Source organism: Marinitoga sp. 1137 (genome assembly GCF_001941525.1).
In the GTDB taxonomy this organism is placed as follows: Bacteria; Thermotogota; Thermotogae; order Petrotogales; family Petrotogaceae; genus Marinitoga; species Marinitoga piezophila.
On sequence record NZ_CP009471.1, the window covers coordinates 695,047 to 717,492 of the forward strand.

Consider the following 22,446-nt stretch of genomic DNA (forward strand, 5'->3'; position numbering starts at 1 on the left):
ACTATATTTTTATATCTTTTATCTTTTTTTGCATCATTAAAACATTTTTTATAACTGAGTTTAGCATAGAGATAGTATTTATAAGATCCATAATATCTTCTTTTGACATATTAAGATTTCCTATATTATCCTCCAATATTAATGTATTGGATTGAAGATTATTAACCAGCTCTTCTAAAAATCTCTCATTTTTTTCAAGAATTTCAAGAGAACCTTCGGTAACCCCTGCTACCACACCAAACAATTCTGCAATATAATTAATCTTTTCCAAAACATTCTTTATCTCCTGAGAAAGATAATTAATCTTCTCATTTATCTGTTTGGCACTTTCATTTGTTTCCTGCGATAATTTCTGAATTTCTTCTGCAACCACTGCAAAACCTCTTCCATGTTCTTTTGCCTTTGCAGCTTCAATTGAGGCATTAATAGATAACATATTTGTTTTTCTGGCAATTTTATTTATATTCTTTGTTATTTCCATTACTTCATCAAAACTGCTTAATGCCTCTGATACCATATTTATAGATTCATTTACATCTGTTTTTACCTGTTCAAGGTTTCCACCTATATTCTTTAACTTTTCTATTATACTCTGATTCAGTTTAGATATTTCCTCTTTTTCATCGAAACTGCGTTTAGACATTTCTTCAATCTCATGAGCAATATGATTGGTATTTTCAATTGTTTCTATAATCTTATTACCAACCTGTTCAGTTACGTCCTTTGCTGTTTCAAATCTGTCTCCCAATACCTCGTCAAGGTTTTCTATAAATGATGTTAAAACATTTTCATGATATATTCCCTGGGCTAATTTTTCAATTGTATTTTTTAAGGATCTATTGTTATCCGACATAACTATCACATCCCGTATATATCATCTATTAAATCTACTCCACATTTTAAATTCTTAAACCAATCAAGGAATTGCTCATATTCCCTCTTTTTAAACAATAATCCATGTTGAGGTGTCATCATTTCTACATCAAGTTTTGATACAATGGACACCCATTTTTTTGCTGCAATATTTGAAGCCATGTATCTTTGATGGAAGCCTACCATATGTTTTGAGTAGTCATCAAAATTCTCTACAAAATACTTACTTTCAGATGGCTGAACAACTCCAACACCAATATCTCCAGAAAATAATATTTTTGCAATAGGATCATATACTATAAAATTACCAAGAGAATGCAAGAAATGTGCAGGGATTATATCAAGATAAGCACCATCTGGAAATTCAATTTTACCCCCTTTATCTTCTAAAGGCACCAGAGACGATGAATCAAAAACACCAAAATGAGGTAAAAATCTTTCCCACAATGCTGAAACATAAAATCTTGCATTATTTAATGTAGAGCTCCACAACGCTATACCAGAGGATACATCTGGATCCTGATGTGAATAAAATACACCTATAATATCATCTGTATCAATATATTCTGATACATTTGCCAGCACCCTTGGAAAAACATGAACTCCTCCAGGATCAAGCAAAACACCTTTTCCCTTGTGAATTATTAAAAACTGATTTGTAAATATCCCTTCAAGGTTATTCTTTTCTACTCCAAGATATATATATTTGTGGTCATCATTTTCAAATAACACTATAGCTTTTGAGTTATCCATTGTTATACCCCCTCAAACTAATTATTAATTTATATTACCAAATGTCATCCAGAAAATCTTTTTTACAAATACAGGATTACCAGGATTTGTAATATTAAATATCATTAAACCATTTTTCCCATCTGCTACATATAGGTAATCATCCTTTACAAATAAATCCTTTACTATTCCAGGTGTATTAACTCTGGAAATTATATTACCATTTACTGTATCAAAAATAACAAATCCATTTTCACCTAATGCTGCAAACCCTATATTATTAAAGATTCTAACTTTATTCACACCCTGATTATTAAAAGAAAATACCTTCTCAATTGATACATTTTCAGGATTTGAAATGTTTATTTTATAAACGCCTGGATTACCAGCTGGAATAACTGTTGAATTTGACAATTTATATTTCCAGTCAACAGCCACATATGCATAATCTCCTGAAACTTCTATATCTTTTGCAAAACCATTTATTCTAAATTTTGGTTTTACTCTTTCAGCTGCTTTACCATCAAACTTAAATACTTCAAATCCAACATCATCTGTTGCAAGGAATATATAATCATTTACTTTAGCAACATCCATGCTTCTTCCTGTTACTCTGTTAATTGATAAAATCTGAGGTTTCTCTTTATTTGTTATATCAAGAATTACAAGATCTTTATATCCATCTGCTATAAATGCTTTATTTCCTTCAATGATAAAATTATTTGTATAGCCAAGAATTACATTGTTATTTTCTTTAACGTCTATATAATTGGATAATACTTTAGGTTCCTTTAAATTTGAAATGTCAAAAATTGTAAAACCATTTTGTCTATCTGCAATATAAGCATAATTATATTTTGAAAATACATTTACTGCATCATTTAATGTTTTTTCAAGACGTCGAGGCAAAAATTTAAGGTTTAACGTCTTCTTCGATGAAATTTCAACAGGATTTTCAGGATTGCTTATATCAAAGATAATCAAACCATCTTTTTTATCTGATGCATAAAGATAATTACCTGATACATAAAGCCCTTGAAGGTCTGTATGATTATTATATATCTTCACAAGTTCAGGCTTTGCAGGATTGGAAAGGCTATATACTTCAAGACCACCCCAGTTATCTGTAACTACTAAAAAGTCATTATCAACAATTTTAAGATCTATAGGTGTATCAAGTGTATAATGCCTATATATAGGTTGAATTTTATCTTTCTTATTTTTATTAACTGCTGGACTGTTTATATCGTTTAGATTGTATACTTCAAGACCATACCATCTGTCAGTAACGTATAAATAATTTCCATGTTTTAATATTGCATTAGCTCCTCCACCTGTATCAACACTCTTTACTAAAAATGGTAACAATTTAAAGGATATATCAAATATTGAAATACCACTTGCACCATCAAGAGTATACAAGTGCTCACCATCTATATAGATCTTTTGAACATCTCCACCTGTTTTTAAATGCCTCATATATTTATATATACCATTACTCTTTGAATATATTGCCAACCCTTTTATTCCATCAGCAACATATAAATAATTTCCTGCAAATGCAAAATCATATGTTTCACCAATTGAATTTATTCTTAATTCCTTAACCACTTTATTTTCTTTTATTTCAAAAGGTATAATCTCATTTTTATATACAGAAACATATATTTTTCCATTATACTCCTTAATTTGTGTTGGATAATCCTTTAAAGAAAATACTTCTGAATTTCCATTGGTTAAATTAATAAAATAAACTTTTCCGGATTTTAACCCAATGATTATATATTCGTCATTTTTATAAAACGTAGTTACTTTAGAATCAAAGAAAACAGGAATATTTTTTGATTTTATAATACTTGGGTATGAAGCTATTAATTGTGGAGCCATTGGATTTTCAAAGTTTATTACACTTACCCCTTCTTCAAAACTGTTTATAAACAGCGGTTTTGTTGGATTTGCTATTACCAGTATAGATAATAATAGCATTAACGCCATTGAGAATGTTAGTTTTTTTATTTTCACTAAACTTCCCCCTTTCAAAATTTTTATTTCTTATTATATAGTATACCAGAAAAAAGCTAAAATTTGACGATTTTATTTTAAAAATGGTAAAATACTATGGCAAAATATATATTAATTTCAGGAGGTATTTATGAAAAAACATCACAAAGAGATTTTAGAATGGATGAAAATCACATTATATCTTGGAATAATTGGTTTTGGTGGTTTTTCTGTTTTAGCTTATGTAAAAAAACTTCTTGTTGAAGAAAAAAAATATATCACACAAAAATTTTATTTAAATGCAGTTGCTTCTATCTCTCCTTTACCAGGAGCTATGGCCGTGAACATGATAACTTTTGTTGGAGCTGAGTTATACGGTTTCTGGGGCGCAATACTTGGTGTAATAACCTTTATAACCCCCTCATTTCTTTTAATGATTTTACTTGCAAAATGGTATATCAAATACGGAAATACGCCATATATTGAATTTCTAACAAATATGTTTATTCCTTTAATTCTTGTATTTATTACCAATGCACTTTTTAAAATCTCTAAAGGTGTTTTTAAAGAAAAAATCTCATATGTTTTCACCATCTCAGCATTTTTAATGTTATTGTTTTTAAAGATAAATGTTATATACGTAATCTTATTATTTGGATTATTGGGTATGATTTTAAATAAAGAAGAAGGACATGTAGAAGATATTCATTTAAGACGTGTCCCAAAAAGCAATAAACTATATGTGACTTTGTTTTTAATTTCCATTGCATTAATAAGCATATATGTATTTTATAAAAATCCATTTATATTTAAAATGTTCTATAATTTTTTCCTTTTAGGTGCAACAGGATTTGGAAGTGGTTACTCTGTAATAGCTGTCATGGACGAATTAATTGTTAGGAAATTACAATGGCTAAATGTAAAGGAATTCACAACAGCTCTAATTGTTGGACAAATAACTCCAGGACCTGTAATGATTACAGCAACTTTTGTCAGTTATTATTTAAAAGGCTTTCTTGGAGCGTTATATGGAACATTAGGAATTTTTCTAACTCCCATGACATTGGCGTTTGTTTTAAGCAAATATCAATCAAAAATCCGTGATAAAAAATGGTTTGTTGGATTTGTAAAAGGAGTTAATCCTGCTTTAGTTGCAATTTTATTGAGGCTTATAGTAAAATATTCTATGATATTACCTTTAAATATATTTTCTATTTTAATATTAATATCGTCTATAATCTTTATTATTAAATTAAACAAACCTCTTTATGCTGTTTTTAGTACCATCGCTCTGGGAACCATAGCTTATTTTATTTAAATTCCAAGGAGGTATTAAAGTGATAGCTAAAAAATTCAAAGTATATGGAAGAGTGCAGGGTGTTGGATTTCGATGGTTTGTAAATCACACAGCAGAATCGTTAGGCATAAAAGGCTATGTAATGAACATGCCAGATGGAAGCGTTGAAATTATTGCTGAAGGAACTTCAGAAGAATCATTAGAAACCTTCAAAGACTATATAATTAAAGGAAACGGCTTTTCCGATGTAGAAGATATAGAAGAAGAAAACATTCCTGTTGAAAATTACCCTGATTTTTCAATAAAATATTAAAAAGGAGACTATTATGTGGAGAGATATTTTAAAGGAAATATACAATAATAAAATAGAAGGTTTAGGCATTTTGCCTCATTATAATAATTATTCAATAGTTAATATTTCAAATTGGATTATTAAAAATTTTGACGGAAAACCTTTTCACAAACCTTATCCTATACCAATTTCACCAAAAAAACACGTAATTTTAATTTTAATTGACGCTATGAGTTATGATACCTTTAAACTGGTATTAAAAGAAAAAAAGCATGAACTTTCTTTAATTAATAAAAGCCATTTTTTTCCTGCAACTTCTGTTTTTCCATCAACAACAGCAAACGCCATAACCTCCATTGTCACAGGCAAAACACCTGCTGAACACGGTATTTTAGGATATATTTTATACTTTAAAGAATTGGGTTCTTTGGTAAATATGATTGATTTTTCTCCTTTATATGGTGGAAATAGCGTATATGAACCATATTTCATAAACAATTTGCTTAATGTTTCAACTATATATGAAGAGTTAAATAAATTAGGCGTTAAAACCTTTACACATACACATTCAGATATAGTCGGTAGTGGATTAAGTAAAATTCATAATAAAGGAAGCAACATAAAAGGATATAAATCGCCTATTGAATTATTTGGGATGATATATGATAAGTTACAGGAATACAGAAAAAACAACGATACTTCGTTTCAATTTGCATATTATGCATATGTGGATAGTATTGGACATAAATATGGAGCAAGAGATCATAAATATAAATCACAAATTTTCTGGTTTTTGAAAATGCTTCAAGAAGAGTTGCTAAAAAAATTATCTCCAGAAATAAGAGAGGATACTGTTATATTAATAACTGCAGATCATGGAATGCTAGAATCTCCCTTACAAAAAGAAATAAGATTCTCCAACGAAGATGAAATTTCCAATTATTTATGGGCTCCACCTGGTGGAGAAATGCGAATGATGTATTTTTATACCAAAAGCAAAAAAGAATTTATGGAATATTTTAATTCAAATTATAAAGATTATGGAAATCTTTTATCTATTGAAGAAAGCGAAAAAATTAATCTTTTTGGCGGTTCTCTTAATAATGATTTTAAAAAAAGAATTGGCGATTTTACAATGATTGCTAAAGATAATTATAGCTTTGTTTTTAAATATGGAAATTCTTTTGTTCATCTAAAAGGGAAACACGGTGGTTTATCGTATAGAGAAATGATAGTTCCTCTAATTGCTTTTTAAACTGAATTTAAAAGCTATTATAAAAACCATAGAAATAATCATAATAAAAACAAACATATATCTTTCTATTTGAGGATATAAAAGATATGAAACAAATGAAGCAAATAATCCACCAAAAATACTCATATGAAAGGCATACAAATAATTTTCCACATCGTCTTTTATACTTTCAAATTGAGAAATAAAACTCCATGAGATACTCTGAAAAACAAAAATCAAAAAGGTTACAAGTATTATAAGCAATTTATCAGATGTATAAAATCCTATAATAGAAAAAAAGATAAGCAAAAGATTCAACGTAATAATAATCTTAAAGACGCTAAAAAAACGAAATATATACTTTGAAAGTTTTATACCTATTAATAATAATACTGTCAATATAAAAATATGAAGATTTGTTAGATACAAATCAGAAAACACATTAAAATATATTAATTTTATATTGGAAATTAATATATAAAAATCAAAGCCGGACAAAAAGAAAAAGAAATTTAAACATATTTTACATTCTTTATTGTTATCAAAATAGCTAATATTTGTATCAAGATACTTATTAAATGGAAATAACAAAAAACCAGAAAAAAGAACTAAAAATCCTGCGCTCCAACCCAGTTGCGGAACAACAATTAAGTTTATCATTGCAGCAAATACATATCCAAGAACAAGTCCAAGTGTTCCAAAATAAAATTTTATTTTTGAATACTCAGATAAAAATGATGTTTTTATTCTGACATAAATCCAGTAAACTCCCAATCCCATACCTGCTAAAAATCTTAAAAATAGAAAATAATCGTAATCAGGAGCTAAAAAAGAAAATGCATTTAATAACACAACCAGTGTAAAAAAGAACCTTCTAACTACTTTATTCATATTTAAAATAATTCTAAACAGCAAAATTCCAAAATTAAAACCAAAAAAAGTAGTAAAATTAATTACATAAAATTTTTTCATTTCAATATTATACTCACCAAGGATCTCAAAAGATATGAAGTTAGGCAATACTAGACTATAAGATATATATAGCATAGAAAAAAATATAAAAGCCAGAGATATATTTAATTTAGAATTCAAAAATATATTCTTATTTTCCATTTTACCTCCTCCTTTTGAATAATTATACCAGAATTTTAAATCTTTTAAACCTTCTATTATTGACTCATTTAATAAAATATGTTATAATTATGTGCGGATTTCGGGGCGTGGCGCAGATGGGAGCGCGTTTGCATGGGGCGCAAAAGGTCGCTGGTTCAAGTCCAGTCGCCCCGACCATAGAACTCCGGTAGTAAATACTGCCGGAGTTCTTATTTTTTAGGGAATAATCAGTTGTTTATAGAATAATTCATTGAAAAAAAATTAAAATCCAGGGGTGAGGAACTTGAAACTAAAATTGATTATAGCTGCCGCTTCAGCATTTGTAATATTGATGACCGCAATTGTTGTTATTCCTATAATAATGAAAAACGAACCACCATCTATACCTGAATTATTCACACCAAAAAACGGATCCATTGATCTGCCTGTAAATATTGTTTTTTCATGGGCCGGGAATGATCCTGATGGTGATTCCTTAAAATATGATTTATATTTATCAACAGAAAAGGATAATCTCACACCCATTGCAACAGATTTAGTTGAAACTTCATTCTCCAGAGTATTAAATTATAACAAAACATATTATTGGAAAGTTGTTGCAAAAGATAAAAAAGATTCCACAGAAAGTGATATATGGTTTTTTTCAACAGAAAATTCTATTCCTTTAAAACCATATAATCCCACACCAAAAGATGGAAGTTCTAATGTTCCTGTGATTACCACTTTATCCTGGCAATGCGAAGATCTTGATGGGGATAAAATATATTATGACGTATATCTTGGCAGATCAATTGATACTTTAAAACTTTTAGCTTCAAACACTACAGAAAATTCTTTAGAAGTTAACTTAAAAGAAGATGCAAGATATTACTGGAAGGTTGTCGCCAAAGATGAACATGGCGGAATTACCTATGGGGAAGTATGGGCTTTCCAGACAAAATCTTTAAAAGAATTAGGAACACCTTTCAACCCAAAACCAACAAATAACGCAACTAATATAGAAACAAATGTAAAATTAGAATGGCAATACGCAGGTAAAGAAGCTTTATTTGACGTTTATATGGGATTAAACCCAGACGATTTTACACCAGTAGCTCAAAACTTAGGATACCAATTCTATGAATTATCTTTAGATCCAGGAAAAACATATTACTGGAAAGTTATTGCAAAATCTGATAATGAAGAAAAAGAAAGCTCTATCTGGAATTTTACAACCAAACCTCTGGAAAACTCTGAAATAATTACCGAAAACGCTACAGAAACACAAAGTGAAGAAGATATTACCATTGAAAGCACCACTATTATAACCAATGAACCCACCTCTACATTAGAAGTAATAGAAACAACAGAAGCAACAGAAAAATTAGAAACTATTCCACAAAAAGAAATACAAAAAGAAATAATTGAAAAGAAATATATTCATACAACAGGTAGCGGAATGGGAATGTTTATTATAGATGTAACAGATCCTAAAAATCCAAAAATTATAAATCATGTTTATACAGAAGGCTGGGCTGTAGGACTTTATGTAAAAGAAACACATGCATATATAGCAGATTGGATAAATGGTTTTGTTGTTGCAGATATCACCGATTTAAAACATCCGAAAAAAGTTGCTAAACTAAAAACCTTTGGAAAGGTATATTCAATATTTGTAAAAGGAGATATTGCATATATTCTTGAAGGAAACTCTGGAATGGAAGTTGTAAAAATAAATAAAGATTATTCTTTAGAATCATTAAGTTATCTCGATTTAAAAGGAACTTCTGGAAGAATTTTTGTAGAGGATAATTATGCATATATTTCAATGGGATATGATGGATTTGTAATTGTTGATGTTTCTGATCCAAGAATCCCAAAATTAGTAAGCTTCTTTGACGCTGATGGTTTTGCATATAATATTGTAGTTCATAATAACATAGCTTATCTTGCTGATGGCGATCACGGGTTAAAGATTATAAATGTAAAAGATAAAATACATCCAAAATTAATTTCAAAACTAACTATAAAATCAGAATGGGGAAGAGTATTTTATGATAATAACATTGTATTCTATGCCAAAGGAGAAAAAGGGTTTGCTTTAATAGATGTATCCAATCCTGAAAAACCTGTATTATTATCTCAAATAGACACAAAAGGATTCTGCTATGGAGGATATATTTATAAAAATTATTTATACGTTGCAGACGGAGAAAATGGATTATTAATTTATGATATTTCAGATCCTGAAAAACCTGTATTTTTATCTCATCTTGGTAATTTATATCTTCAAAACGTAATATTGGAAATCAGAAAATAAATTATATTAAACTTTTTGAACAAAATAAAAAATTAAAAGTCTAATAATAAGGAATAAACCTCTTTTGTGGTATAATATTTAAAAACCACAAAGAGGTGATCTTTTTTGACAGAAAAAAAATTAATTGAAAGATTAAAAGCTAAAGATAAAGAAGCTTTTGAAGAGTTATACAATCAATATGCACCCAAAATATATGTAACCCTCAAAAATTATGTTGGACCAAATGAGATTGAAGATGCTCTTCAAGAGGTATTTTACAAGATATTTAAAGGAATCCATACATTTAGAGGGGATTCAAAGCTTTCGACATGGATTTATCAAATCACTATTAATGTTGGAAAGGATTTCATAAGAAAGAAAATTAAAAACCCTGTGGAAAATATTGATCTTACTGAAAATTATACAGAAGGCGTTGGAATCCAACCACATTCTGATGTAAACGTCTCAAATGAAGTATTTGATGAAATGGAAATGGACAAAATCATTAAAATTATGGATAAATTATCTGAGGAAGATAAAACCCTTATTAAATTAAGAGATATTGACGGTCTTAGTTATGATGAAATTGCCAAGAAATTAAATAAACCGCTTGGAAGTGTAAAGAGCCGTTTGCATTATGCAAGGAAGAAATTCCAAAAACTTCTCAAGGAGGAAGGCCTCTTATGATAGACGAAAAGAAATTAGAATTAATTAATATGATATTAGATGGAGAAAATGTGGACTTTGATGAAAACTTAGAAGAGGATATTGCAAAATACAAATCATATGTAAGAGCTTATTTTTTAACTCAGGAAAGTTATATTATTACAGAAAAATATAAAAGTACTATTATTTCAAAAATAATAGTAAGCATTGACGCGGAGGAATAATATGCGAGAAGTATTTATGGTTGGAAACATAGAAGACAATAATGTATATCTTATTAGCAACATGAGTTCCGCATGTGAAACATGTACTCTAAATGGAGCATGTAGTGCTGGAAGTTCACAAAGAACCATGAAAATTAATAAATCTCAATTTGAAAAAATGCCTTCAATTGGAGATTATGTTGTAATAGAATTACCGGAATTTTCTGTATCCAAAATTTCATTCATTATATATGGCTTTCCTCTTATAATGTTTATTCTATTTTTAGTTATTGCATATTTTATTACAAAAAGCGATACTTATGCTTTTGTATCAGGGATAATTGGAATATCAATTTCATATGGAGTAATTGCCTATCTTGATAGAACCGTCTTTAAAAAGAAATATCAACCAAAAGTTATTGAAATACTTCCAAAAAGAAATAATATCAATTTATCTGTTGGTATAATAAAATAGCGAGCTTGTTTATTCAAGCTCGCTATTTTATTATTAAATCTCATTATGAGCTGCAAATTTTAAAGAAATAAGAGTCAAAACTATTAAACCAATAGAGACTATACTTAATGCATAACCTATTCCTATCAAATCTGCTAAATATCCTATAACAGGAGTTAATATCGCTGTTAAAAGAGTTTTAAATTGCGATTCAACTGAAAGTACAGAAGCAAGAATATTATTATCTATATTATTTGAAATATAGGCTACGCTTATAGGCTTCCTTAAATTTTCTATTAAATATATTCCAAGGTAAAAGATAATAGAAATTGTAAATAATTTAAATTCATAGGTTATTCCACTTAATATTCCAAAAACAAACCCAAGACTCATTGTTAATACCAGCGGCTTCAAATATGTTTTAAACTTTTCAGCAAACTTACCAGAACGTCTTGATACAAAAGATGTAAGAAAATATATTACCGAATATACTATACCAATTACCAGCGAAGAGCGTTTATCTTCACTTAAACTCATAAATATTGGTAAAGATATTGCAAATGATTTCAACATAGGTTGCAAAAAGTCTTTTACTGCAGAATAATAACCTGTATATGATGAACTTATTAAAATGCTTCCAAATAATCTTGCACTTTTAAATGCCACAGCAAATTCTTTAATTACCTTTTTAAATGAATTGGTAAACTCTTTAAAATCAAATCTTTCAAGCGTTCCATCTAATTCCTTTGGATAAGTGAGCATTAGAATTAAATCGAAAATATACGGAATTATCGTAAATAAAAATATAGTTTGATACTTTCCAGAATAAAATACAATACCACCAGCTATTAAAGATGAAATAGCAGATCCCAGCTGTGAACATGATCTTGTATTACCATAATAATGAACCTTCATATTTTCCCAGCCTTTGATTTTTAAATATTCAAAAATCATAGCTTTATGCGTTCCTGTTCTAAATGCCTCACCAAAAGCATAAAGAATCATCGCAAATGCAAAAATAGTATAACTTTTAGAAAAATAAAAAATAATGAAAGAAATTATATAACTTGAAAAAGAAAATACCATAGATCGCCTTCTACCAACAGAATCAGCAATAATCCCAGTTGGAATTTCAAGAATATTTGTCGCAATTTTCATTATTGAATAAAGCGTACCTATTTGAAAGAAGTTAAGCCCTTTTTCAAGAAAAAACAAAACAAGAAAAGGCTCAAAAAATCGCAAATTTTTCAAAAATCCATAAGCACAAAACTTATAAAACTGTAAATCCTTGTACTTTTTATCCATCTTTAACCTCCTATCTTTTATTTTATTCTATATTTTTTCTTTACCCTTTTTATTTCATCTCTATATTTTGCAGCATCTTCATATCTTAATTCTGAAGCCGCTTTAAACATTTCTGCTTCTAATAATTGAATATATTCTTCCGGTGTTGTTCCTTCTGCTACTTCAAAGATAAATTCCGGTTTTTCTGTTTTTTCCATGAATTGTTCAAAAATATTTTTAGGTAATTCCTTAATAATACTTTTAGGAATTATATTATTTTTTTCATTATAATACATCTGAATCTTTCTTCTTCTATTTGTTTCATATATTGCCTTTTGCATTGCTTCAGTAATTTTATCTGCATATAATATTACCTTTCCATTTATATTTCTTGCTGCACGTCCTATAGTCTGAATTAATGTAGTTTCTGAACGTAAAAAACCTTCTCTATCAGAATCCATTATAGCAACTAGCGAAACTTCTGGTAAGTCAAGACCTTCTCTTAAAAGATTAACACCTATTACCGCATCAATTTCACCACTTCTTAGTTTTCTAATAACTTCAGCTCTTTCTATTGCATCTAATTCAGAATGAAGGTAGGTAGCTTTTATTCCAAGCAAATTTAAATGATCAGAAAGCATTTCTGCATCTTTTTTGGTTAATACAACAGCTATTGCTCTTTCATTTCGAGATATTATTTTCTTTAATTCTGCAATAAAATCGTCCACCTGACCCATTGTAGGACGAACAATTACTTCTGGATCAATAAGGCCTGTAGGCCTGATTATTTGTTCTACTACTTGTTCAGAATGCTCAAATTCAAATGATCCCGGTGTTGCAGAAACAAAAATTGTCTGGCGAATTTTCGATATAAATTCATCAAATTTCAGCGGTCTATTGTCAAATGCTGACGGAAGTCTAAAACCGTATTCTATAAGATTTCTTTTTCTGGAATGATCTCCTGCCCACATTGCTCTAAGCTGAGGAATAGCTATATGCGTTTCATCTATAAATGTAATAAAATCATCGTCAAAGTAATCAAGTAATGTCCAGGGCGGTTCTCCAGGTTTCCTCATATCAAAATGCCTTGAATAATTTTCTATTCCTTTACAATGCCCCAATGTTTCCAGTAATTCTATATCCATTAATGTTCTTTGTTTTAATCTTTGTGCTTCAAGTAATTTACCTGCTTTTTGTAATTCTTTCAGTCTTTCTTCCAGTTCTTCGCGAATAGACTGAGTTGCTCTCATTATCTTTTCTTCAGTGGTAACAAATTCGCTTGCAGGATAAATGGTAATTTTATCAAAACTTTCAATCTTAGTTCTGTTTAATATATCAAATGAGTATATTTTTTCAACTTCATCATCAAAAAATTCTATTCTAATTCCAAAATCTTCATATGGTGGATATATTTCGAGTATATCCCCTTTAAATCTAAAATTACCGCCTGTATGTTTATCTTCTGAGCGATTATAAAGCATTTTTGCAAGTGATTCTAAAATAAATCGTCTATTATATTCTTCTCCTACTTTTATTTTTAAATTTATATTGGCAAAATCTTCAGGATTTCCAGATGCATATATAGCCGAAACACTGGATACCACTATAACATCCCTTCTGGTTAATACAGATTTTAATGTGGATAATCGCATTTTTTGAAGAATTTCATTTATACTTGCATCTTTTTCTATATACATGTCTCTTGTTGGTATATATGCTTCTGGCTGATAATAATCGTAATAACTTATAAAGAATTCAACTTTATTTTCAGGGAAAAACTCCTTAAATTCTCTGTATAATTGAACAGCAAGTATTTTATTTGGGGATAATATTAAAGTAGGCCTGTTTAATCTCTCTATTACATTGGCCATGGTAAATGTTTTGCCTGAACCGGTGACCCCTAATAACGTTTGAAATCTATATCCTTTTTTTATTCCTTTAACTAATTTATCTATTGCTTCTGGTTGATCACCCTGAGGTTTATATTTTGAATATAATTTAAAGTCTGGCATTATATCACCTTTTTATTTTAAAATTTTACTTATATTATTATTATAACATGAAAAAATAACAGGGACCTGAAAAGTCCCTGTTATTTTCAATAAACACCCATTGAATTTTTGCCTATCATTGGCCAGCTTGACGAATCCGGTCCTGTTATATTATCATATATTGCATAAATATAACCATTATAAGTAGAAAAATAAATTGTTCCATCATTTGATATTATTGGACTTTGAAAATATGTATAGTCTCCAGAATCAAGTGTAAATACCCATTTTTCACTTCCATCTCCTGGATTAAATGCATATAATTTTGTGTCAGTTAAAACATAAATTGTTCCATCACTTCCTACTGCTGGAGAACGTGAAAATATATGATCACCATTTGGTAAGGTTATTGACCATTTTTCAGTAAGATCCGGATTTACTGCATATAATTTATCATAATAAACTGCATAAATTGTTCCATCACTTCCTACAACTGGCATTCCCGGATTAAATCCAACTGATGATGGCGGATCAGACATAATTGTATTAGTAGAAAATTCTGTATCTATATTATAATAAGCAATCGAATAATCATCTCCAGTAGTAAAACTAGTTATAAGATAGTTTTCATTGTTATAATTACTATATATCACTCCATATGCTGCTTTAAATCCTTCAGTTGTTTTTTCACCAAAATAAGCATCCAACTTTATTACACCTGGGTTAGAACCTCCAAATGGTATAAACAAATAATCTACTCCTTCTATTTTAGCTGAGATTATCCCTGAAACATCCGATGTATTGGCATTAATAGTTGTAGTAGAACAGGAACCACTTTCATATGTTACAAATAATGTTGCATCAATAAGATTCCCTGCTGTTTCATCTTTGCCTATAAAATACAAATTACCATCTTCTATACTTGTAAAATATGGGAATAAATTAGAGGCAATATCTGGAATAGACCATTTCACAAATCCCAAATCTGAATCAATTGCAACCATAGAGGAACCGTTTCCTCGTAATGTAGTATAAATATTCCCATCATAACCTTTCATTAAACTATACCCCGCCAGAAAATCGTCTATCATACTCCCTTGTACTACAAAATAAACAAGCATTGTATTCCATTCCAAATTACCATTTGAATTATACTTTGAAACATATGTTTTTGTATTTTCTGTACTTGAGGATGAATAGGTTATATATATATTTCCTTCATCGTCTATTACAGGATTTGCTGCAATATAATTCCCACCTGTATCTATTTTGAACTTTAATGTTCCTGGAACTATATGTCTTATAGTATATATTTCACTGAAGCTTTTAGCTCCGTGTTCGTCTTTTGCAACTATTTGCCAGTATAGAACATCTGTAGTCAATGAAATAGTATAGGAATTTGTTGTTAAATCCGATGCAGTAATTGCAAGAGTATTTGTAGATACAGTACTTGTATATAAATCATAAACTACAGTATCGTTGTCTTTATCTACTACTTCATTCCAGTTTAAAATAACAGAATTTTCATATACTTTTTCCAGGTTATCAGGAGAAGTTAATACAGGATCTTCTGGTGGTGAATTTGTTTTAAATTTATAAATCTCACTTTCTGTTTCTCCACGATTTCCATCATTTGCTATTACTTTCCAGTAATATGTTTTATCTTCTTCTAAATTTGATATAGTTATTGTTGTGCTTTCATAACTACTTTCTACCAATGGTGGACTTGATATATCTCCAAAATATATATCATATTTTATCTGATCTCCATCTATATCCAATCCATTCCATACCAATACTACTGTATCAGTACTTTCTACTGTTTCATTATTCATTGGATTTACTATACTTATTGATGGTACATTGTTTGGTTTTTCGGCAACTGTTACTGAACTTATTCCTGTTTCGCTTATGCCGCCTCGTCCATCATTCACTCTTATTTTCCAATAATATGTTTTACCTCTTTCTACTGGAATTATGTAACCTGTACTTTCACTGCTCACCTGTACTAACGGTGGATTCTTTTGTTCTCCATAATATATATCTGATTTTACTTCATCTCCATCTTCATCACTTATTTCCCATTTTAATTCTATTTCTGTTGTTTCATAACTATATTCTTCCCCATCATCAGGACTTTCCTTTGTTACTACCGGAATATGATTATTTTCTTCCATTTCTTTATTGGTTTTAAATTTATATACTCCACTATCTGTTTCACCATCATTATTATCCTTTGCTATTACTCTCCAATAATATATTTTATCTTCTTCTAAATTTGGTATTGTAATTGTTGTTTTTTCATATCCACTTTCTATTAATGGAGGGCTTGATATATCTCCAAAATATACATCATATTTAATCTGGTCACCATCTATATCTGATCCTTTCCATTCCAGTACTACTGTATCAGTGCTAATCAATGTTTCACTGTTTAAAGGACTTATTATATCTATAGCTGGATCAGTATTTTCCGGATTATCCCCACTATGTTCTATAATAAAATAGTAAGTGTCAGACTCTGTTAATGCACCTCTGGAATCTTTTACCTGAATTCTCCAATAGTATTTTTTATTTTCTTTAAGATCTGATATTATTAAGCTTGTTGAATCATAATCCACTTTTATTAAAGAGGGTAAAGGAAAATCTCCAAAATATACATTATATGTTAATTTATCATTATCCGGATCTTTACTGTCCCAGATTATTTTTACTGTATTTGTACTTTCTAATGTTATATTATTTTCCGGAGATATTAAGTCTATAGCTGGTGAATGATTACCCGGAATTTCTACCTGTTTTGTATAAAAATATTGCGTTTTTGATTCCACAAATCCACCATCTTCACCATAAGATATTATTTTCCAATAATATCTCTTTCCAGATTTTAAATGACTTAAATAAAAATATTTTTCTTTATAATGTTCTTTTACTAACGGTGGAATGGGATTATCTCCAAAATATATGCTATATTCTTTAACCTTAAAATCATCTTTATTCATTTTCCATTCCAAGGTTGCTTCATCTGTTTGAGATATTGTTTGACCATTTTCTGGCGTCAAGAAAACGATTTCTAAGTTTTTATAAACATCATTTTCTTTTTCCTTTTCGCTTATTGTTTTAAAATACCATATTGGTCCTTCTGTAATCCCTCCTCTATTATCCTTTGCAACAACTTTCCATTTATATAATGTATCTGGATGTAAATTTGTGTATTTTATTTCAGTTTTTGGATAATCCACTTCTACTGGAGTTAAATTTCCATTGGATTCTGACAGATATACGTTATATAGTAATTTATCGTTATCTGAATCCTGGCAATTCCATTTTAATGTTATTTCCGTTGCAACATTTGTTGAATTATTTGCAGGAAATGGTTCATACGGTTTTAACGGTGCTGTATTTCTTAAAAAACATCCTGCTAATAATATCAATATCATACCCAGCCATACAATTTTATACAATCGTTTCATAATACCGCCCCCTAAAAATTATTAATACATCTTTAATTCAATTATATCACAAAATTAAAAAAATGGTCGATTTTTTATAATCGACCATTTTTTATTTATTATTTTTTAAATCCTATTTAATTTTAATCGTGCATATAATGGAATACCATTTAAATATGGTGGATAATATTCTCCTTCTATTAAAGGTAACGCATATTCAATGAATTTTTCATTTACAAACATTCCATCTTCTGTTATAAATTCCTGTGGAACGAGTTTCGTTTCATTTGCCACGTTTCCTAATGGAATTAATTTTGTTGTACTCATATATGGAGAATTCATTAATCTTTCAATTCCAACCATATATCCACTTTTTCCTTCTAAAGCATATTTAACTGCCATTGCTCCAACTTCAATTGCTTCATTTACATCTACCTGACTTGAAATATGTCTTCCACTTCTCTGTAAATAATCAGGCACTGCATAATGTGTTTTAATACCCAATTCGCTTCTTATAAGATTAGCAAGCGTTGAACCAATTCCACCTAATTGAACATTTCCAAAATTATCTTTATATCCTCGAGCTGCAACGAATGTTCCATCTGCATATTTTATTCCTTCTGAAGCTGCAATTGAACAATAGCCGTATTTTTCAATTGTTTTTTCCACTTTTTCAAAAAACTTTTCTTTATTAAAAGGAACTTCTGGCAATAATATAATGTGTGGTCCGTCACTTTCATGCCTTTTGGCAAGCGCTGTAGAAGCCGCAACCCATCCTGCATGCCTTCCCATTGTTTCTAAAATAAATACTTTTGTGGAATCTGCAGCCATGCTTTTTACATCTAATGTTCCTTCTAAAATAGCAACAGAAAGATATTTTGCAATAGAACCAAATCCTGGTGTATGATCTGTTTCAGGTAAATCATTATCTACCGTTTTTGGTACTCCCATTACTTTGATATCATATCCTATTTTCTGTGCGTATTGATGGATTTTATTTGCTGTATCCATTGAATCATTTCCACCATTATAAAAGAAGTACTTTATGTTATACCTGTCAAATATTCTAAATATTTCCTCAAATTCACTTTCTTCTTTTAATTTTCTTCTACATGAACCAAAAGCACTTGATGGTGTAAATTTTAATAATTCTATTTGTTCTGGATCTTCTTTCCCCATATCTGCTAACTCTTCATTAAACACACCATTAATTCCATTGATTGCAACATAGATATTATCAATTTCTTCTGCATTTAATGCAGCTTTTATTACACCATATGCTGATGCATTTATTACACTGGTAACTCCTCCTGATTGTGCATATATAGCATTTTTCATACTAAAACCTCCCTCTCTATGTCAATAAAAATAATAGGCTCACCTTTAATGGTAAGCCTATTTTATCACATCAATAATTCAAAATTTTTAAACAGTATTAAAATTTGACGTCATATTTATTATGTATTTACATAAACATCGCAAATAATTTATACATCAAAAATGAAACTACTGCTGCCGCTGGAACTGTAAGGAACCATGAAACAAATATATCTTTTATAACTCCAAGATTTATTGAACCAACACCCCTTGCAAGTCCATTACCTATAACAGAACCAACTACAGTATGTGTTGTGGAAATTGGCATTCCCATGTTTGACGCTATTAATACTGTTGTTGCTGTAGAAAAGTCTATTGTAAACCCTCTTGAATTATTTAATTCTGTAATTTCTGTACCTACTGTTTTCATAACCCTCTGGCCCCAGATTGCAACACCAATTGCTATACCAAGCCCTCCCATTGCAAGTATATATCTTGGAATTTCTGCTTTTGCACCTACTGTTCCTGTTACAACAGCTGCATATATTGCAGCTACTGGCCCTATTGCATTTGCAACATCATTTGCGCCATGAGCTAAAGCAACATAACATGAAGTTACAACCTGAGATTTTCTAAATATTTCTTCGACATACTGATATGGATCATCTGTAACGTTTTTCATTTTGGCTATTATATAAATCATTATTATTACAGAAATAAATGCACCAAATAATGCGGCCCATATTATAGTTTTTAAAGTAATTGACATATGAAGGGTTTTTACAATAAATGAAAGTCCTATTATAAATGCGGCAAGGCCAAGAAAGAAAGGTATCCAGATTTTCGAATTTCTTTTTATGTCTTTACTGTGGAGAATAGTTGCAGAGATAGCTTTAAACATAAAGAAGGAAACCAGCAAACCAACAAGAGGTGAGATAATCCAGCTCAATGTAATGGTTACTATTTTACCCCAATTTACAACTGCTAGACCACCTGCGGCAATTCCATAACCCACCATACCTCCAACAATGGAATGAGTGGTTGAAACTGGCCATGAGAAATAGGTTGCTATCATTAACCATATTGTAGCCCCTATTAAAGCAGCCATTGACCCCCAGATAACCACTTTTGGATCAGCAAGTAAATCAAGGTGCAATATTCCCTTTCTTATTGTTTCAGTAACCTGTTTCCCAAAAAATGTAGCGCCAACAAATTCTAAAACCCCTGCAATTAATACAGCCTGTTTTGGTGTAATAGCCTTTGCACCAACAGCAGTAGCCATCGAATTAGCAACATCATTGGCACCAATTGCAAGTGCCATTCCAAATCCTATTAATAATCCTATAATTAATATTGTAGTCACGGATTTATCCTCCTTTACTCATTTATTAATATATGTACTCTATCACATACGTTTTGAGTAACATCAGCTATACGAGCAAGTAATAATATTAATTCCCTTAAGTAAAGGAAATCAATAGGATTCATTGTATTTTTCTGGGAATAAAGCCATTTCCCAAATTTAAATAATTTATTATCTACATCTTTTTCAAACCATTTCATTTCTTTTATATCCTGCTCTTCTATTGAAACTGTTTCTTTAGAAAAGTCAGAACTTAAGATTATTTTTAGATATTTTATGGTTTTTTTGAAATGATCAAGCATTTTTTCTATTTCATTTACAACAGAAAAAATAATTTCTTTATGTTCTTCTTCTAATTCTATTTGATTAAATGTCATTTTTTTCGCTACATCTTCAATGAGATCGATTATTGAATCCTGTAAATCTATAAATTCCAGGAGTTCAATACGTTCAAATCTGTAAAGATGCCCTTTTTTTAATAATTGCCTGAAATTTCTTTTAATGTCGTCTGCATCGTCCTCAAGTTTATCAATTTTTTCGACGAGATCTTCGATATTTTCCTGATTTAAATATCTTTTAAAAAGTTCAGGAAGATAATCCGATGCCTCTTCTACAATACGGGCATGTTTTATGATCTCATCAATAGGATTAAAACGTTGAAATACCTTTCCCCAGATAGTAATGGGAATCACCTCCTGTATGATTAATTATCTCTTGCATATTTAGACAGGAATTCATATGCTTCGTTAATCTGTTTAAACTTTTCTTCGCATATTTCTTTTCCATCTTTACATCTATCCGGATGATATTGCTTTGTTAAATCCCTGAATCTTTTTTTCAATTCATCTTTTGTGAAGTTTTCCGATAATCCAAATATATTTCTATAATAATCAAATTTTTGTCTTAATTCATAATAATTTTGAGAACCATAATATTGTCCTGAATCAGAAGAATTGCTGGTTTGTCTATATTGCCTGTAATTTCCGCCATATGTATTTCTCCTATACGGCCCATATCTATAGTATCTAACTCTTACATTTTTTGATAAAATATAGATCCCCAAAACAACAAAAAGCAATAATATAGGATTTCTCAGTATTAATACAAGAATTGATATGAAAAGTTTGAAAAAAATTGAAATTACAGAGAAAAAGCCTATTATTAATAATATTCCCAATATAAGCAGTATTCTGTCCATTTTTACCCTTCTTTCATAGTTCTTTTACAACAAGATAATAACATATAATTTTTGAAAGTTTATTGCTTTTATTTTTCAAAGAGAAAAAGGCATCAGAAAAATCTCTGATGCCTTTTATTATATATTCTGTATAATGCCGGAAAATCTATTAAAAAATGTAATAATATAGCATTTATAATTCCGTATTCAAAATAAATATAGGAAAAAAACAATCCAAAACCAAAACGCAAAGGAAAAGAAATAAAAAAATATTTTTTCTTTTCCATACCATTTATTACATTAAATATATGAACCATTGCAAATAAGAAAGAAGAGATTAAGACGCTATAAAATTCCATATTTAATATTTTTATTAAATATGTATTTAATATTCCTCTAAATAAAACCTCTTCTGTAATGGCTGCTGATAAAGGAATTAAAAAGACAAGATTTTTGTTTAAATATATTCTAAGTCCATCACTTTTTATTATTTTTTCTGGCAAAGTTATAATCGCTATTCCATAAACCACGAACACACTAAGCAATTTTAAATATTGCAGATTAAAAGTATATAATTTTAATCCCGCAATAGGAATTAAAATTAATGAAAATATTATTTTTATAGTCGAAGCTCTTTCTAACGGATACTTTTTTTCTATTAAGTATATAAATAAAAAGTATGCTGCTAATATTATTGCAAGAATTAGTATTTGCATGTA

At 29.4% G+C, this 22,446-nt stretch carries 19 protein-coding genes and 1 tRNA gene; 8 read left to right on the forward strand and 12 right to left on the reverse strand.

Annotated elements, in window-relative coordinates; genetic code table 11:
* Position 1: 1 nt before the first annotated feature.
* Genes LN42_RS03510 through LN42_RS03520 form a run of 3 tightly spaced genes read right to left on the reverse strand, consistent with a single transcriptional unit; the run spans position 2 to position 3,627 of the window.
* The gene (locus tag LN42_RS03510; RefSeq protein WP_014296142.1) at positions 2-853 is read right to left on the reverse strand and encodes a methyl-accepting chemotaxis protein; all 852 of its coding nucleotides are present in this window, start codon (positions 851-853) and stop codon (positions 2-4) included.
* A gap of 5 nt (positions 854-858) precedes the next feature.
* The gene (locus tag LN42_RS03515; RefSeq protein WP_014296143.1) at positions 859-1,626 is read right to left on the reverse strand and encodes an MBL fold metallo-hydrolase; all 768 of its coding nucleotides are present in this window, start codon (positions 1,624-1,626) and stop codon (positions 859-861) included.
* A gap of 24 nt (positions 1,627-1,650) precedes the next feature.
* Positions 1,651-3,627, reverse strand: a complete 1,977-nt coding sequence (locus LN42_RS03520; RefSeq protein WP_014296144.1) for a hypothetical protein — start codon at positions 3,625-3,627, stop codon at positions 1,651-1,653.
* 130 nt (positions 3,628-3,757) lie between these two features.
* Between LN42_RS03520 and LN42_RS03525 the strand changes: the two genes are divergently transcribed.
* From LN42_RS03525 to LN42_RS03535, 3 genes are read left to right on the forward strand one after another with little or no spacing between them, the layout of a single operon-like run.
* Entirely contained in the window at positions 3,758-4,924 is a 1,167-nt protein-coding gene (locus LN42_RS03525; protein ID WP_075780372.1) for a chromate transporter, read from the forward strand.
* A 19-nt stretch (positions 4,925-4,943) separates the two neighbouring features.
* Positions 4,944-5,216, forward strand: coding sequence for an acylphosphatase (locus tag LN42_RS03530; RefSeq protein WP_014296146.1), 273 nt, complete (start codon positions 4,944-4,946; stop codon positions 5,214-5,216).
* A gap of 13 nt (positions 5,217-5,229) precedes the next feature.
* A complete protein-coding gene (locus LN42_RS03535) occupies positions 5,230-6,450 on the forward strand; it encodes an alkaline phosphatase family protein (protein ID WP_014296147.1) in 1,221 nt (406 codons plus the stop codon).
* Here the strand turns inward: LN42_RS03535 and LN42_RS03540 are convergent.
* A complete protein-coding gene (locus LN42_RS03540; RefSeq protein WP_075780373.1) occupies positions 6,436-7,542 on the reverse strand; it encodes a hypothetical protein in 1,107 nt (368 codons plus the stop codon). The genes LN42_RS03535 and LN42_RS03540 overlap by 15 nt on opposite strands.
* A 101-nt stretch (positions 7,543-7,643) precedes the next feature.
* Between LN42_RS03540 and LN42_RS03545 the strand changes: the two genes are divergently transcribed.
* From LN42_RS03545 to LN42_RS03565, 5 genes are all read left to right on the forward strand, one after another.
* Positions 7,644-7,719 (forward strand) — tRNA-Pro (locus LN42_RS03545).
* A gap of 106 nt (positions 7,720-7,825) precedes the next feature.
* Positions 7,826-9,841 (forward strand): hypothetical protein, encoded by a 2,016-nt coding sequence (locus tag LN42_RS03550; protein ID WP_014296149.1) that lies wholly within the window; start codon positions 7,826-7,828, stop codon positions 9,839-9,841.
* A 105-nt stretch (positions 9,842-9,946) separates the two neighbouring features.
* A complete protein-coding gene (locus LN42_RS03555; protein WP_014296150.1) occupies positions 9,947-10,507 on the forward strand; it encodes an RNA polymerase sigma factor in 561 nt (186 codons plus the stop codon).
* The gene (locus LN42_RS03560; protein ID WP_014296151.1) at positions 10,504-10,710 is read left to right on the forward strand and encodes a hypothetical protein; all 207 of its coding nucleotides are present in this window, start codon (positions 10,504-10,506) and stop codon (positions 10,708-10,710) included. Before LN42_RS03555 ends, LN42_RS03560 begins: the two co-directional genes overlap by 4 nt.
* A 1-nt stretch (position 10,711) precedes the next feature.
* Complete coding sequence (locus LN42_RS03565) at positions 10,712-11,164, forward strand: SoxR reducing system RseC family protein (RefSeq protein WP_014296152.1); 453 nt, start codon at positions 10,712-10,714, stop codon at positions 11,162-11,164.
* A 33-nt stretch (positions 11,165-11,197) separates the two neighbouring features.
* Here LN42_RS03565 and LN42_RS03570 read toward each other — a convergent pair whose 3' ends face one another.
* From LN42_RS03570 to LN42_RS03605, 8 genes are all read right to left on the reverse strand, one after another.
* The gene (locus LN42_RS03570; RefSeq protein WP_075780374.1) at positions 11,198-12,448 is read right to left on the reverse strand and encodes an MFS transporter; all 1,251 of its coding nucleotides are present in this window, start codon (positions 12,446-12,448) and stop codon (positions 11,198-11,200) included.
* Positions 12,449-12,465: 17 nt separating this feature from the next.
* Entirely contained in the window at positions 12,466-14,439 is a 1,974-nt protein-coding gene (uvrB, locus tag LN42_RS03575) for an excinuclease ABC subunit UvrB (RefSeq protein ID WP_014296154.1), read from the reverse strand.
* A gap of 86 nt (positions 14,440-14,525) precedes the next feature.
* A complete protein-coding gene (locus LN42_RS03580; RefSeq protein WP_075780375.1) occupies positions 14,526-17,891 on the reverse strand; it encodes a PQQ-binding-like beta-propeller repeat protein in 3,366 nt (1,121 codons plus the stop codon).
* Positions 17,892-17,996: 105 nt separating this feature from the next.
* Positions 17,997-19,208, reverse strand: a complete 1,212-nt coding sequence (locus LN42_RS03585; protein ID WP_075780376.1) for a 6-phosphofructokinase — start codon at positions 19,206-19,208, stop codon at positions 17,997-17,999.
* A gap of 127 nt (positions 19,209-19,335) precedes the next feature.
* Positions 19,336-20,508 (reverse strand): inorganic phosphate transporter, encoded by a 1,173-nt coding sequence (locus LN42_RS03590; RefSeq protein ID WP_083635706.1) that lies wholly within the window; start codon positions 20,506-20,508, stop codon positions 19,336-19,338.
* 56 nt (positions 20,509-20,564) lie between these two features.
* On the reverse strand, positions 20,565-21,242 hold the full coding sequence (locus tag LN42_RS03595) for a DUF47 domain-containing protein (RefSeq protein WP_014296158.1): 678 nt from the start codon (positions 21,240-21,242) through the stop codon (positions 20,565-20,567).
* A gap of 11 nt (positions 21,243-21,253) precedes the next feature.
* A complete protein-coding gene (locus LN42_RS03600; RefSeq protein ID WP_014296159.1) occupies positions 21,254-21,748 on the reverse strand; it encodes a J domain-containing protein in 495 nt (164 codons plus the stop codon).
* A gap of 92 nt (positions 21,749-21,840) precedes the next feature.
* Positions 21,841-22,443, reverse strand: coding sequence for a CPBP family intramembrane glutamic endopeptidase (locus tag LN42_RS03605; RefSeq protein ID WP_014296160.1), 603 nt, complete (start codon positions 22,441-22,443; stop codon positions 21,841-21,843).
* Positions 22,444-22,446: the final 3 nt, after the last annotated feature.

Bases quoted from the DNA above. Each gene is read 5' to 3' on its own strand.
- LN42_RS03565 (WP_014296152.1), top strand. From the start codon at position 10,712: ATGCGAGAAGTATTTATGGTTGGAAACATAGAAGACAATAATGTATAT.
- LN42_RS03570 (WP_075780374.1), bottom strand. From the start codon at position 12,448: ATGGATAAAAAGTACAAGGATTTACAGTTTTATAAGTTTTGTGCTTAT.
- LN42_RS03580 (WP_075780375.1), bottom strand. From the start codon at position 17,891: ATGAAACGATTGTATAAAATTGTATGGCTGGGTATGATATTGATATTA.
- LN42_RS03540 (WP_075780373.1), bottom strand. From the start codon at position 7,542: ATGGAAAATAAGAATATATTTTTGAATTCTAAATTAAATATATCTCTG.
- LN42_RS03525 (WP_075780372.1), top strand. From the start codon at position 3,758: ATGAAAAAACATCACAAAGAGATTTTAGAATGGATGAAAATCACATTA.
- LN42_RS03585 (WP_075780376.1), bottom strand. From the start codon at position 19,208: ATGAAAAATGCTATATATGCACAATCAGGAGGAGTTACCAGTGTAATA.
- LN42_RS03560 (WP_014296151.1), top strand. From the start codon at position 10,504: ATGATAGACGAAAAGAAATTAGAATTAATTAATATGATATTAGATGGA.
- LN42_RS03590 (WP_083635706.1), bottom strand. From the start codon at position 20,508: ATGGCACTTGCAATTGGTGCCAATGATGTTGCTAATTCGATGGCTACT.
- LN42_RS03600 (WP_014296159.1), bottom strand. From the start codon at position 21,748: ATGGACAGAATACTGCTTATATTGGGAATATTATTAATAATAGGCTTT.
- LN42_RS03510 (WP_014296142.1), bottom strand. From the start codon at position 853: ATGTCGGATAACAATAGATCCTTAAAAAATACAATTGAAAAATTAGCC.
- LN42_RS03515 (WP_014296143.1), bottom strand. From the start codon at position 1,626: ATGGATAACTCAAAAGCTATAGTGTTATTTGAAAATGATGACCACAAA.
- LN42_RS03605 (WP_014296160.1), bottom strand. From the start codon at position 22,443: ATGCAAATACTAATTCTTGCAATAATATTAGCAGCATACTTTTTATTT.
- LN42_RS03535 (WP_014296147.1), top strand. From the start codon at position 5,230: ATGTGGAGAGATATTTTAAAGGAAATATACAATAATAAAATAGAAGGT.
- uvrB (WP_014296154.1), bottom strand. From the start codon at position 14,439: ATGCCAGACTTTAAATTATATTCAAAATATAAACCTCAGGGTGATCAA.